This window comes from [Pantoea] beijingensis, assembly GCF_022647505.1.
In the GTDB taxonomy this organism is placed as follows: domain Bacteria; phylum Pseudomonadota; class Gammaproteobacteria; order Enterobacterales; family Enterobacteriaceae; genus Erwinia; species Erwinia beijingensis.
This window is the reverse complement of the sequence record NZ_CP071409.1, coordinates 2,912,664-2,925,382: the sequence shown is the minus strand read 5'-3', so window position 1 is coordinate 2,925,382 and position 12,719 is coordinate 2,912,664. Positions and strand designations below refer to the sequence as shown.

Here is a 12,719-nt window from a genome sequence, read left to right as displayed (position 1 = left end):
ATGCACAACAAAAACAGTTAAAAAGCGGAGCTGGTAAGTCAATTGAGACTTGCCAGCTTTTTTTTGTACCGCTAACTTAGAGGGCTGCTGGAGCCACAACCTTAATGATTAAACGTTGTTTCGGCTTCGCATGCTTGATATAACTGGCTGCGCGTTCGTACGGGGCGGGATGCTCAGGTACGATGTGAATAATAAAGAGGGGATGAATAGAGTGAATAAGTCACAGTTGATCGACAAAATTGCTGCAAATGCTGATATTTCTAAAGCTGCAGCTGGACGTGTATTAGATGCTTTTATGGGCTCGGTTTCTGATTCTCTGAAAGCAGGCGAAGAAGTGGCACTGGTTGGTTTCGGCACATTCTCTGTGCGTGAGCGTTCAGAGCGTACCGGACGTAACCCACAAACCGGTAAAGAAATTACCATTCCAGCGGGCAAAGTGCCTGGCTTCCGTGCCGGTAAAGCGCTGAAAGACGCCGTTAACTAACATTGGCCGGTGTTCACTGAAGGTTTTCTTTGGTGGATTGAGGACGCACAAAGCGTTCTCATGTAACATACGAGGCACATCACATTATTGATGTGCCTTTTTTATATTTTCTGTGACAAAGGCCGCATGCTGTTGTCACAGCATGGCCTGAAACTGCGGGCCTGAAACGCAGCGGCGTGGACGTTTACGAGGATGGTGAGCGAAAGCGCAAGGTTGATACCCACTGCCTGGCATAGTAGTACCGTGGCAGGGTATACATTCACACTACAGCGGAGTGTTGTCATACCATGATGGACAATTTACGCGCGGCGTCGAACCATGTCGTGCTCAAAATTATTTTGGGATTGATTATCCTGTCATTTGTGCTGACTGGCGTTGGCAATTATCTGATCGGTGGCGGCGGAGATTACGCGGCTAAAGTGAACGGGCAGGAGATCGGGCGGGCACAGTTAGAGCGTGCGTTTGCCAATGAGCGCAGCCGTCAGCAGCAAATGCTGGGCGAGCGTTTTTCCCAGCTAGCGAGCAACGAAGGTTATATCCAGCAAATTCGTCAGCAGGCATTGTCACAATTAGTTGATGAGCTTCTGCTAGATGAGTATGCCAAAACATTAAAGCTGGGCATCAGCGACGCTCAGATTAAACAGGCTATTTTTGAACAACCTGCATTCCAGACAAACGGCAAGTTCGATAACGCTAAATACCTGGCCCTGATTGGTAATATGGGATTCAGTGCGGATCAGTATGCGGAAGCGCTGCGCAATCAACTGACAACACAGCAGTTGGTGACCGCGGTTGCTAATACTGATTTTATGCTTACTGGTGAAACCGATTCGCTGGCAGCTCTGGTTTCTCAACAGCGCGTTGTACGCCAGGCTGTACTGGACGTGAATGCACTTGCAGCGAAACAGCAGGCGAGTGAAGAAGAGATTAAAAACAACTACGAGCAGAATAAAAGCAGCTTTATGGCACCGGAGCAGTTCCGCGTCAGCTATATCAAACTGGATGCCGCCAGCATGCAGGAAACGGCCAGCGAGACTGACATTCAGAGTTGGTATGACCAACATAAAGCGGATTACACGCAGCCACAGCGTAGCCGCTACAGTGTCATTCAGGCCAAATCAGAGGCGGATGCACAGGCCGTACTGACTCAGCTGAAAGAGGGGGGAGATTTTGCCGCGTTGGCAAAAGAGAAATCTGCCGATCCAATCTCAGCGCGTAAGGGGGGGGATATGGGATGGTTAGAGCCTGCCACTACACCTGATGAGTTGAAAGATGCCGGGTTGAAAACTAAAGGCCAGCTTTCTGGCGTCATCAAATCATCTGTGGGCTTTCTGGTCGCGCGTCTTGATGATGTACAACCTGAGCAACTTAAACCACTGACTGAAGTCCATGATGCTATTGCGGCCCGCGTGAAGCAGGAAAAAGCAATTGATGCTTATTACAAACTGCAGCAAAAAGTGAGCGATGCGGCCAGTAATGACAACGAGTCACTGGCTGGTGCTGAGCAGGCTGCCGGTGTCCATGCGGTAGAAACCAACTGGTTCAGTCAGGATAATGTCCCCGCTGAGCTGAATTTTAAACCGGTACAGGACGCGATCTTTAATGGCGGTTTGGTTGGCGGGAATGGCGCACCGGGTAGTAATTCAGACATCATTACCGTGGATGGCGACCGGGCGTTTATTCTCCGTATTAGTGAGCATAAACCGGAAGCAATCAAACCACTGAGCGACGTTCAAGCGCAGATTGCAGATACTGTTAAACGTAATAAAGCGGTGAAACAGGCTAAGGCTGATGCGGATAAAATTCTTGTCGAGCTGAAAACTGGTAAAGATGATGCATTGAAGGCTGCCGGGCTGCGTTTTGGTGAGCCAAAAACGCTGCCTCGCAATGGTCAGGACGCGGTGACTCAGGCGGCGTTTGCACTGGCTCAACCTGAGAAGGGTAAACCTTCGTACGGCATAAGTGAGGATATGCAGGGCAACGTGGTACTTCTGGCACTTGATCAGGTCAATGCAGGCAGTATGCCAGAAGCACAGAAGCAAGCGATGATTCAGGGGATGACCCAGAATAATGCGCAAATTGCTTTCGAGGCACTCCTGAACAATCTGCGTAAAGACGCGAAGATTAAATATGGCGCAGCTGCACAAGCCCAATAACCCTCACAAATAAAATGCAATAATTTGCAAACCAAAAGGCCGCTTTCGCGGCCTTTTCCATTTCTGTTTTTTGCCATTTGTCATGCTGCCGTTTTTACCTGAAAGTTACCCGTGCTGACAAACACACGGAGGAACTGCAGCATGAAAAAAAATACGGGTCACCTTCTTTGCCTCAGTCTGGCATTGGGTTGCATTACGTTTTCCCCACTAACTTTTGCACAGGTGGCTGGAAGCGAGGTTGTGGCAAAAGATGCAGCAATGGAAAAAAATACGGCAACAGTAAGCCTTCCCGCACGGGCCACTCAGGACGCACAGATCAGTATTAACAGTGCCAGCGCAGAAGAGTTGGCTGTGGCAATGAATGGCGTTGGGCTTAAAAAGGCTGAGTCAATTGTGAGCTATCGCAACAGTTACGGCCCCTTTACCCGTATAGACCAGTTAACGGAGGTGCCGGGTATTGGCAGCGCATTGGTAGAGCGCAATCTTGGCCGATTGAAATTGTGATCGCTCTCGCAAGTGAGGATTTATACAGCGGCAGAAGGAGGGAAGGCTGCTAATCTTTTGGAGGTCATACCAGTTGGTGTGACCTTTCTTTGCGTGAGGCAGGGTGTTATGCAAACAATTATTAAAGTGCGTGGCTATCATTTGGATGTTTATCAACATGTTAATAATGCTCGCTACCTTGAATTCCTTGAGGAGGCGCGGTGGGCGTGGCTGGAAAAACTGGAGTCTTTCCACTGGTTGGTGGAAAACAACATGGCATTCGTGATAGCGAACATCAATATTAACTATCGCCATCCAGCCGTGCTGGGCGATGTGCTGCATATTGATAGCCGGCTCATTCAGCTTAATGGTAAAAGTGGTGTCATCAGTCAGCATGTCACGCTGGGAGAGAATGCTTCCCCTGTCGCTGATGCCACCTTAACCTTTGTTTGTATTGACCTGAGTTCGCAAAAAGTATTACCGCTGGAAGGGGAGTTAAAAGCGCGTATAGAGGCAATGCAAACATCAGGTTGAACGCCAACGACGGGCGGCTAAATCCGCCCATCAGTAATTTACTGCAGGCCGGTTTTGAGCTTCATGCGGTCCATTACTGTAAGAGGATCGTGTTGGTAGATAGCAAGGCCGTTAGCGCGTAGATGGCAGGCGGCACATTTACCACAGCCATCGCCTTGAATGCCGTTATAGCAGGTCAACGTCTGTTGGCGCACCAGTGGTAGCTGCTGCCAGTAGTCAGCCAACGCCCAGGTTTCGGCCTTGTCCAGCCACATAAGTGGCGTTTCAAAGCGTATATTACGTGCCATACCAAGCTCAATAGCATGATTCAGCGCTTTAATAAACTCATCCCGGCAGTCAGGATAGCCGGAAAAATCCGTTTCGCAGACTCCAGTAATGACCGCCTCGGCTTCAACCTGATATGCATAAATGGATGCCAGCGTGAGAAACAGAATATTACGGCCGGGCACAAACGTACTCGGGAGTCCGCTGGCATCGGGGTTATAAGTGGGAACGGGAATGTTATCGCGAGTGAGGCTACTTACTGCCAGTTCATTCAGCAACGTCACATCCAGGACTTTATGTGCGCGTACACCCAACTGCTGAGAAAGCTGCTGTGCAATTTCAATCTCTTCCCGATGCCGTTGCCCATAATCGAAGGTGACGCAATGCACTTCATCATATTGCCTGAGGGCCTGAACCAGACAGGTTGTTGAATCCTGTCCGCCACTAAAAACTACCACTGCACGTTTCATGCTTTGCCTTCTTATTTGTGTTCAATTTGTATTGACGCTATCTGCCCTGATGGCCATAGACTACAGCCAAGCCCCGGTCTGGTTCTTTGGCGTGTTTACTGTCCGAATTATTAAAAGAAAGTATGTTACTGCCTGTGCGGTTATCACTCAATGTGCACCGGTGGTGGAAGCCAGGCGCGGGTGAAATCGAACCAGCCCCAGGCATTGAGTTGAATGCCTTCCACACCCGGTGGTGCGCTGACCTGATAGTGATAGTTGAATAACGGCATAATAATCGCATCCTCCATCAACCGCTGAAATGTTTGCTTCAGGCCATCCACGCGCGCGGCTTCTTCTTTTCGTATCTGGATTTCTCGTAAAGTTTGCAGCAAATCCGCGTAGTGCATTTCTGGCAAAATAGTGGGCCACAGCGGATCGAGATGTAACCAGCTCTCCAGTGTGAATTCGGGGGCTTCACCGATCAGCCTGTCTCCCATGATAAGATCGGCGTCGTCCAGGGCATCATAGTTTTCCCAACTTTTTGCATCATAGAAGGCAATTTCGAGCTGACAGCCGTGATCGGCCAGCAGCTCCTGGAGCTTCCGTGCCATCGCATGTAACTCACTGGGCAAATGGTAATGAAGGCTCAAATTTGCTGGCAGAGCAACATCAGCGTCGCTGTGCCAGTCAGGCAACGTCCAGCCGGGAAGCATCTCGTTGCTGGGTGTGATTAAACCTATATCGACGGTCAAGTGTGCGATGATGCCCGATTGATGAATCAGGCGCATTAGCTTTTTCGCTTGCTCCCGGCTCAAACGTTTGCGCTGTTGAACAGCCAGATAGCAAAACCCCAGACTGATACTTTTACTCACCGGGCGCAGCAGGGAAAGTTCATTATATGCGCCGACGGCAATTTGTACGGGGTGGCGGCAGCGTGTTCCCAACGTCCTGTCGAATAGCTGTGGGGTTATCCAATATTCAATTGCCTGCATCAAGGGGTGTGCCAGGTGATAACCGTTATGGCTTTCTATACGAATTAGCGTTGGCGAGAAATGAACGAGACGGTAAGGACCGGTACCCACATCATCATCCGCGGGATGCGGGAGTAATGCTAAAACGGTGGCTAGCCGATGTGCCAGCCAGCAATCGGGAAAGTATAATTCAAACCGCAAACAGAGGGCATGCGCCAGCGAGACGTTTTTCACACTGGCGAAGAGCTCACGCCCTGGCTGGCTGGTCAACATAGCCTGCAGGCGCGTTTGTAGTTGATGCACGCTTACCGGTTCACCGTGATGCCAACGAAGCTGTGGGCGTAAAAAGAAAAACCATTCCGTTTCACTCTCATTGCTCACCCAGTGATGGGCGAGGTCAGCAACTACACGGTTGCCTTCAAAGCGGGTTAATCCTGAAAAAATATGGCGGGCAAGGTGCTGCTCAGCACGCCCATGCATGGTCAATGGGCGTAGCGTTTCAAGTGGGCGATAGTAAGGAATACGCAGCGTCGGCGTGTCATTTAACCACTGGCCTCCCATAAATGGCTGTAGCAACTGGCTTAGTTGTTCCGGATCCAACTGGGCCAGTTGAACGGCATGCTGTGAGTGACCACGATCTAGCTGCTGTTGCAGTAGCTCGCTGCGTAGCCGATCGGGTGCCTGTAAAAACGTTAATGTTCCACGTTTACTCCGACCTGATTGTGCTTGCCAGTCCAGCCATCCGTCATCCTGCCATTGCCGCAGCAAAGTGCGCATATGGCGCTCGCTACAAAAACAGCATGTGGCTAACTCAGCTACGCTAGTCTCCTGAGGCATACCGCGACTGTATTGCCACAGTCGTGCAAACTGATTGATGCGATTAAGTTGACGCATACGTAAACCCGGAAGTGTTTTATAAAAGTATTCACTATTAGTTCCGCAAATGCCAGGCGATAATCTGACCTACCTAAGTCGGGTAAGCCAATGGAGAGAAAATGTCGCGTTTAGCTGCTTTTGATATGGATGGTACGCTGTTACTGCCAAATCACCGCGTTGGTGAAGAAACCTTAGCAGCGTTGCGTGCGTTAAGGGAAAAGGAAGTTGTACTGGCATTTGCAACCGGCCGACATCTATTGGAAATGCAAATTTTAGCGGCGAATATGGCGCTGGATGCTTATCTTATCACCGGTAACGGTACGCGAATCCATGATGTTCATGGTGAAACGCTGTTTGCCTGTGATCTTGCCCCCTCAGTTGCGGAGCAGGTTGTTCACACGCAATGGGATACCTGCGCCACCCTGCACATATTTAATGATGATGGCTGGTTTACCACAAAAGCGATGCCGGAAATATTACATGCGCATCAGATGAGCGGTTTTGCCTACCAGTTGATTGATGTGAAAACGATCCCAGCTCATCAGGTGACTAAGGTGTGCTTTATTGCTGAACATGATGAGCTTTGCCGCCTGCAGATACAGCTTAATGAAGCGTTGACAGGCCGTGCTCATATCTGTTTCTCCGCATGGGATTGCCTTGAAGTGCTGCCCATTAATTGCAACAAAGGTACGGCGTTAACCTTTCTTAGCGCTTATTTGGGGCTGAGCATGGCGGATTGTATGGCCTTTGGCGATGCAATGAACGATCGCGAAATGTTAGAAAAGGTCGGACGCGGTTTTATTATGGCAAACGCAATGGAACAACTGAAAACAGCGTTGCCACATTTACCCGTTATTGGACATTGCGAGACGCAGGGAGTGTCTCACTATTTGAATCACTGGCTGACAACACCACACCTCGCCTATTCCCCCGAATTCTGAGGTCCGTTACAGCAGCCGGGCAGGATCGTCCGGCTTTTTTATGCTCTTTATAAACATCCCTATATCGTACCGGATGTGTCTCAGTATGCGGAAAGCAAAGATGCTTTCACTCCTGCATTGTCATCGAGGTTTCGGATATAGAGGATTGCTTTCGTGCGGCGCGCTGAGGCTTTAGCGTTAGTAGAATACCAACCAGCAACGGGAATATAAGTAACAGTGATGCAGGGCTGATACTGGTTCCCTTGACCACGTTATCCAGCGCAATGGCTATAACCGGGAAAACCAGAAAAACCAATGATGCCTGAAAAGGACGTGCGACTTGCTGTAAGGCGAAGTAGCATAAAATCCCGCCAACACCGGCTACCACTCCGAGCCATAAAATGGCCAGTATCGCGCTCTGGGTAAATGCTGCTGGCTGGGGAGATTCAATCCACCACCCTCCTAATGTTAATGCGACACCTGCAGCAAGGCAGGGTAAAGCATTATAAGTCAGTACGGAAACACGGTTCCCGCGCTTTTTACACTGCACGTACATCAGGGCATGGATAATTACTGCACTTACGAGGGCGCTAATGCCTCTGAAGGTACTTTTACCGCTATGCTGTGTTTCTAGCCAGAGAATACCGCACAGCGCAGCCAGGCTGAAACATAGTCCGAGCATCTGCTGTGCGGATGTTTTTTCATTAAGCAATAATAGTGAAGCGCCTAATACGGCAACTGGCATCATAGCGAAAATGATGGCAGCAAGGCTGGCGGGGGTATAGCTTTCACCATAGATCATCAGCGTAAATGGGATCGCGAAATAGAATACGGCAACCATCAGTTGAAAGAAGCGATTTCCCTTAGGGAAAAGAAGCGGGGCTTTTTTATACCAGGCGAGCAAAAGCAGTAGCGGTGAAGCGCACATAAAGCGTATACCGGTCGCGAACAAAGGAGGCACGCTTTCGACGGCAATTTTCATTGCCAGCCAGGTTGTTCCCCATGTTAATGCGACGACACAAAATAGGGCGATTGCAACGATCCGACCAGGCTGATTTGTTCCCATAATATTTCGTCCCTGAAGAGGATTTATCCTTTTAGATTAACGAAAATCAGGAAGAAACTTTTGCTATAATTGTGCTTCATTTTCATCGATTAAGAGAAAATTTTGCTAAATTCAACGCTAGATAAGAAAGATTTGCAGATCCTTAGCCTGCTGCAGCAAGATTGCACTCTTTCATTGCAGGCGCTGGCAGAAGCCGTGAATCTCACGACAACGCCTTGCTGGAAGCGGCTCAAGAAAATGGAAGATGACGGTGTTATCCGTGGACGGGTAGCTCTGCTGGATGCGGAGAAGCTTGGATTGGCGCTAACCGCCTTTATGCTGATAAAAACGCAGCAGCATAGCAGTATTTGGTTTCAGCAGTTTGTCGATGTGGTGCAGGCAATGCCGGAAGTCATGGCTTTTTATCGCATGGCGGGGGAATACGATTATCTGTTGCGCATCCAGGTTGCGGATATGAAGCGTTATGATGCTTTTTATAAACGACTGGTCAATAGCGTGCCTGGATTAATTGATGTGACATCGAGTTTTGCTATGGAAGAGATAAAGCATACGACGGGCCTGCCGCTAACTTTGTAAAACTGATATTCGGCATACTGTATACACTTCGGGTGTATTGACTGTGCCCGGACAATCCGGCAACCGAACGGTGTAAGCTCCCGGATATTTCTGAGCTTTCTGCCTTGATGTAACGCTAATTATTTGGGGTATAGTATGTTGCCTTCACTACAGCAGGAAGATTTACGTGCGATTGTTTAGCCAGTTACGTTGGTTTTTTATTCGGGAGTGGCGCCGTTATCTGGGGGCGGTTTCTCTGCTGGTTGTGATTGCTATTCTGCAGCTACTGCCGCCAAAAGTGGTGGGCGTTATTGTGGATGGCGTTATGCAACAGCATATGCCCGCGACACGCATTCTGATGTGGATTGGTGTGATGGTGGTTACGGCCATCGTCGTTTATCTGTTGCGCTATGTCTGGCGGGTGCTGCTATTCGGTGCTTCCTATCAGCTTGCCGTGGAATTACGTGAGGATTTTTATCGTCAACTGAGTCGCCAGCACCCCGAATTTTATCTTCGTCATCGCACAGGAGACTTAATCGCCCGCGCCACTAACGATGTCGATCGTGTGGTTTTCGCTGCTGGGGAGGGGGTTCTGACGCTGGTGGATTCACTGGTGATGGGGCTGGTTGTTTTAGTCGTGATGAGTACACAAATTAGCTGGCAGCTCACGTTGTTGGCGTTGCTGCCAATGCCGGTCATGGCAATTATCATTAAACGCTATGGGGATCAACTGCATCAGCGTTTCAAGTTGGCGCAGGCGGCATTTTCTGCTCTGAACGATCAAACGCAGGAAAGCCTGACCAGCATTCGTATGATTAAGGCCTTTGGCCTGGAAAATCATCAGTCTGCTCAATTCTCTGCTATCGCTCGTGATACCGGGCAAAAAAATATGCGTGTAGCCCGTGTTGATGCGCGTTTTGATCCCACTATTTATATTGCGATTGGCATGTCAAACCTGCTGGCTATCGGTGGCGGCAGTTGGCTGGTGTGGCAGGGGGAAATGACGCTGGGGCAACTGACCAGTTTTGTCATGTACCTTGGCCTGATGATTTGGCCAATGCTGGCGTTGGCGTGGATGTTTAATATTGTTGAGCGCGGCAGCGCTGCGTGGAGTCGAATCCGTTCGCTGCTATCTGAGGCCCCCGCGGTAGCGGATGGTGAAAAAAACTTACCCCTGGGCCGCGGTCAACTGCAGGTAGCGATCCGCGAATTTTGCTATCCGGGTAACCAACAACCTTCGCTACATCATGTCAATTTTGTACTCAAGCCCGGGCAGATGTTAGGTCTGTGCGGACCAACCGGCTCGGGTAAAAGTACATTGCTGAGTCTGCTGCAGCGCCACTTCGATATGACGCAAGGGGAGATCTGCTACCACGGGATACCGTTGACGCAGGTGCGTATTGATAACTGGCGGGGACGACTGGCGGTAGTCAATCAGACGCCGTTCCTTTTTTCCGATACGGTGGCAAATAATATTGCGCTAGGCCGGCCCAACGCGACTGAGGATGAGATTGTGCAGGCTGCGCGTTTGGCCAGCGTTCACGATGATATCCTGCGTCTGCCCCAGGGCTATGAGACTGAAGTTGGTGAGCGTGGAGTGATGCTCTCCGGTGGACAAAAACAGCGAATTTCCATCGCCAGAGCGTTATTGCTGGATGCGGAAATTTTGATTCTTGACGATGCGTTGTCGGCGGTTGATGGCCGGACAGAATACCAAATTTTACACAACCTCAAGAGCTGGGGAGAAGGGCGTACGGTGATTATCAGCGCACACCGGTTGTCTGCATTGACCGAGGCCAATGAAATTCTGGTCATGCAAAATGGGGTTATTGCTCAGCGCGGTGCGCACGATCGGTTGGCTGATGAGCATGGCTGGTACAGTGATATGTATCGCTATCAGCAGCTTGAGGCGGCGCTGGATGAAGAAGAAAGCGAAACGGGAGCGCCACGTGGCTAAACTGATCAAGCTGTGGCCAACGGTTAAACGCCTGTTGGCCTATGGTAAGCCATGGCGAAAATCTTTAGGTATTGCCGTTGTCCTGCTCTGGGTTGCTGCGGTGGCTGAAGTGCTTGGCCCAATACTCGTAAGCTATTTTATCGATAATATGGTAGCAAAACATCATATGCCGCCCGGGATAGTGGTCGGTCTGGTCGTGAGTTATATCCTGCTACAAATATTGGCCGCGACACTGCATTATTTTCAGGCATTGTTATTTAACCAGGCGGCGGTTGGTGTAGTCCAAAATTTACGTAGTGATGTGATGGATGCGGCTTTGCGTCAGCCATTGAGCGCTTTTGATACTCAGCCAGTAGGTCAGATTATTTCTCGCGTAACCAATGATACCGAGGTCGTCCGCGATTTGTACGTTACCGTAGTCGCAACCGTACTGCGTAGTGCTGCGCTCATAGGCGCAATGCTGGTGGCGATGTTTAGTTTAGATTGGCGCATGGCGTTTATCGCCATTACGATCTTTCCTGCTGTACTGCTGGTGATGCTGATTTATCAGCGTTTTAGTACACCCATTGTTCGCCGCGTACGTAGCTATCTTGCCGATATCAATAACGGTTTCAACGAAGTGATCAACGGTATGGGCGTTATCCAGCAGTTTCGCCAGCAGGCACGCTTTGGCGAGCGAATGGGAGAGGCCAGCCGCTCCCATTATCTGGCGCGGATGCAGACGCTGCGGTTGGATGGTTTTTTACTCAGACCTCTACTGAGTCTTTTTTCTGCATTGATTCTTTGCGGTCTGATGCTGCTTTTTGGCTTCTCTTCTATAGGCAGTATTGAAGTTGGCGTACTGTATGCGTTTATCAACTATCTTGGTCGTCTCAATGAACCGCTGATCGAATTGACTACCCAACAATCAATATTGCAGCAGGCGGTGGTTGCGGGTGAGCGTATATTTGAATTGATGGATGCCCCTCGCCAGTTGTACGGCGACGACGATCGCCCGTTACAAAGCGGACGTATTGATATCGATAATCTGAGTTTCGCCTATCGCGACAATCGCTATGTGATTAGTGACATCACGCTTAACGTGCCTTCACGCAATTTTATTGCACTCGTTGGACATACGGGGAGTGGTAAAAGTACGCTGGCGAATTTGCTGATGGGGTATTATCCGCTCAAACAAGGGAATATCCGATTGGATGGGCGTCCGCTGCATAGCTTAAGTCATCAGACTTTACGTCAGGGGGTGGCGATGGTGCAGCAGGACCCGGTCATCCTTGCGGATACCTTTTTTGCTAACGTAACGCTGGGGCGGGATATCTCGGAAGCGCAAGTATGGCAAGCGTTGGAAACCGTACAGCTTGCTGAACTGGCGCGAAAATTGGAAAAGGGTATTTATACCCGGTTAGGTGAACAGGGCAATAAGCTTTCTGTAGGGCAAAAGCAATTGCTGGCAATGGCACGCGTGCTGGTAGCATCTCCCCAGATTTTGATCCTCGATGAGGCGACTGCCAATATTGATTCCGGCACGGAGCAATCGATTCAAAAAGCGCTGATCGCCGTGCGTAAGCACACCACGTTGGTGGTTATCGCACACCGACTTTCTACTATTACTGAGGCGGATACAATTTTAGTGCTGCATCGTGGCCAGGCAGTGGAAAGGGGAACCCACCGTGAATTGTTAGCTGAACAGGGACGATACTGGCAGATGTATCAGCTGCAGCAGGTGGGCGAAGAGCTGGCATCAGGCTTAGCAGTAGAGGCCTGAAGGCGAATGCACCTTTTTTGCGCAGCGTATCCTGGCTGAACCATCGTGATGCACTTTGTTAACGCATGTCGCACCTTCATGGTGCGGCAGGTTCCACGGCATCTATCATCATCCCCCTTTTCTATAATCAATTTTTCATCATAAATGAGTCAGTCAACACATTAAAAATTCAGTATTAATGAACAGTCATCTGTGACTATTTCCCTGTGGCCGCTATTACCGATCTCGGAGATTGATGCCGT

General features: G+C 49.8%; 11 protein-coding genes. 8 read left to right on the top strand and 3 right to left on the bottom strand.

All coding sequences use genetic code 11. From position 1 onward, the window contains the following. Positions 1-211: 211 nt before the first annotated feature. From hupB to J1C60_RS13285, 4 genes are all read left to right on the top strand, one after another. The gene (gene hupB / locus J1C60_RS13300; RefSeq protein WP_128179318.1) at positions 212-484 is read left to right on the top strand and encodes a nucleoid-associated protein HU-beta; all 273 of its coding nucleotides are present in this window, start codon (positions 212-214) and stop codon (positions 482-484) included. A 287-nt stretch (positions 485-771) separates the two neighbouring features. Next, positions 772-2,640 carry a peptidylprolyl isomerase gene (gene ppiD, locus J1C60_RS13295; protein WP_128179319.1) on the top strand — a complete coding sequence of 623 codons (1,869 nt, stop codon included), beginning with the start codon at positions 772-774 and terminating at the stop codon, positions 2,638-2,640. Between the two features lie 141 nt (positions 2,641-2,781). Beyond that, a complete protein-coding gene (locus J1C60_RS13290) occupies positions 2,782-3,144 on the top strand; it encodes a ComEA family DNA-binding protein (RefSeq protein WP_128179320.1) in 363 nt (120 codons plus the stop codon). Between the two features lie 108 nt (positions 3,145-3,252). Then, a complete protein-coding gene (locus tag J1C60_RS13285) occupies positions 3,253-3,657 on the top strand; it encodes an acyl-CoA thioesterase (protein ID WP_128179321.1) in 405 nt (134 codons plus the stop codon). A 38-nt stretch (positions 3,658-3,695) separates the two neighbouring features. Here the strand turns inward: J1C60_RS13285 and queC are convergent, their stop codons facing one another. Together queC and J1C60_RS13275 are read right to left on the bottom strand one after the other, a co-directional pair. Beyond that, positions 3,696-4,391, bottom strand: a complete 696-nt coding sequence (queC, locus tag J1C60_RS13280) for a 7-cyano-7-deazaguanine synthase QueC (protein WP_128179322.1) — start codon at positions 4,389-4,391, stop codon at positions 3,696-3,698. 143 nt (positions 4,392-4,534) lie between these two features. Further along, on the bottom strand, positions 4,535-6,235 hold the full coding sequence (locus tag J1C60_RS13275) for an SgrR family transcriptional regulator (protein WP_128179323.1): 1,701 nt from the start codon (positions 6,233-6,235) through the stop codon (positions 4,535-4,537). A 101-nt stretch (positions 6,236-6,336) separates the two neighbouring features. On the opposite strand from J1C60_RS13275, the gene cof reads away from it, so the two are divergent. Next, positions 6,337-7,158 carry an HMP-PP phosphatase gene (gene cof / locus J1C60_RS13270; protein ID WP_128179324.1) on the top strand — a complete coding sequence of 274 codons (822 nt, stop codon included), beginning with the start codon at positions 6,337-6,339 and terminating at the stop codon, positions 7,156-7,158. Positions 7,159-7,264: 106 nt separating this feature from the next. Here cof and J1C60_RS13265 read toward each other — a convergent pair whose 3' ends face one another. Continuing rightward, complete coding sequence (locus tag J1C60_RS13265) at positions 7,265-8,203, bottom strand: DMT family transporter (protein WP_128179325.1); 939 nt, start codon at positions 8,201-8,203, stop codon at positions 7,265-7,267. Between the two features lie 102 nt (positions 8,204-8,305). Between J1C60_RS13265 and J1C60_RS13260 the strand changes: the two genes are divergently transcribed. From J1C60_RS13260 to J1C60_RS13250, 3 genes are all read left to right on the top strand, one after another. Next, positions 8,306-8,779: an Lrp/AsnC family transcriptional regulator gene (locus tag J1C60_RS13260; RefSeq protein WP_128179326.1), complete on the top strand. Its 474-nt coding sequence runs from the start codon at positions 8,306-8,308 to the stop codon at positions 8,777-8,779. Between the two features lie 166 nt (positions 8,780-8,945). Next, positions 8,946-10,715: a SmdA family multidrug ABC transporter permease/ATP-binding protein gene (locus J1C60_RS13255; protein WP_128179327.1), complete on the top strand. Its 1,770-nt coding sequence runs from the start codon at positions 8,946-8,948 to the stop codon at positions 10,713-10,715. Next, a complete protein-coding gene (locus J1C60_RS13250) occupies positions 10,708-12,477 on the top strand; it encodes a SmdB family multidrug efflux ABC transporter permease/ATP-binding protein (RefSeq protein ID WP_128179328.1) in 1,770 nt (589 codons plus the stop codon). Before J1C60_RS13255 ends, J1C60_RS13250 begins: the two co-directional genes overlap by 8 nt. Positions 12,478-12,719 lie beyond the last annotated feature (242 nt).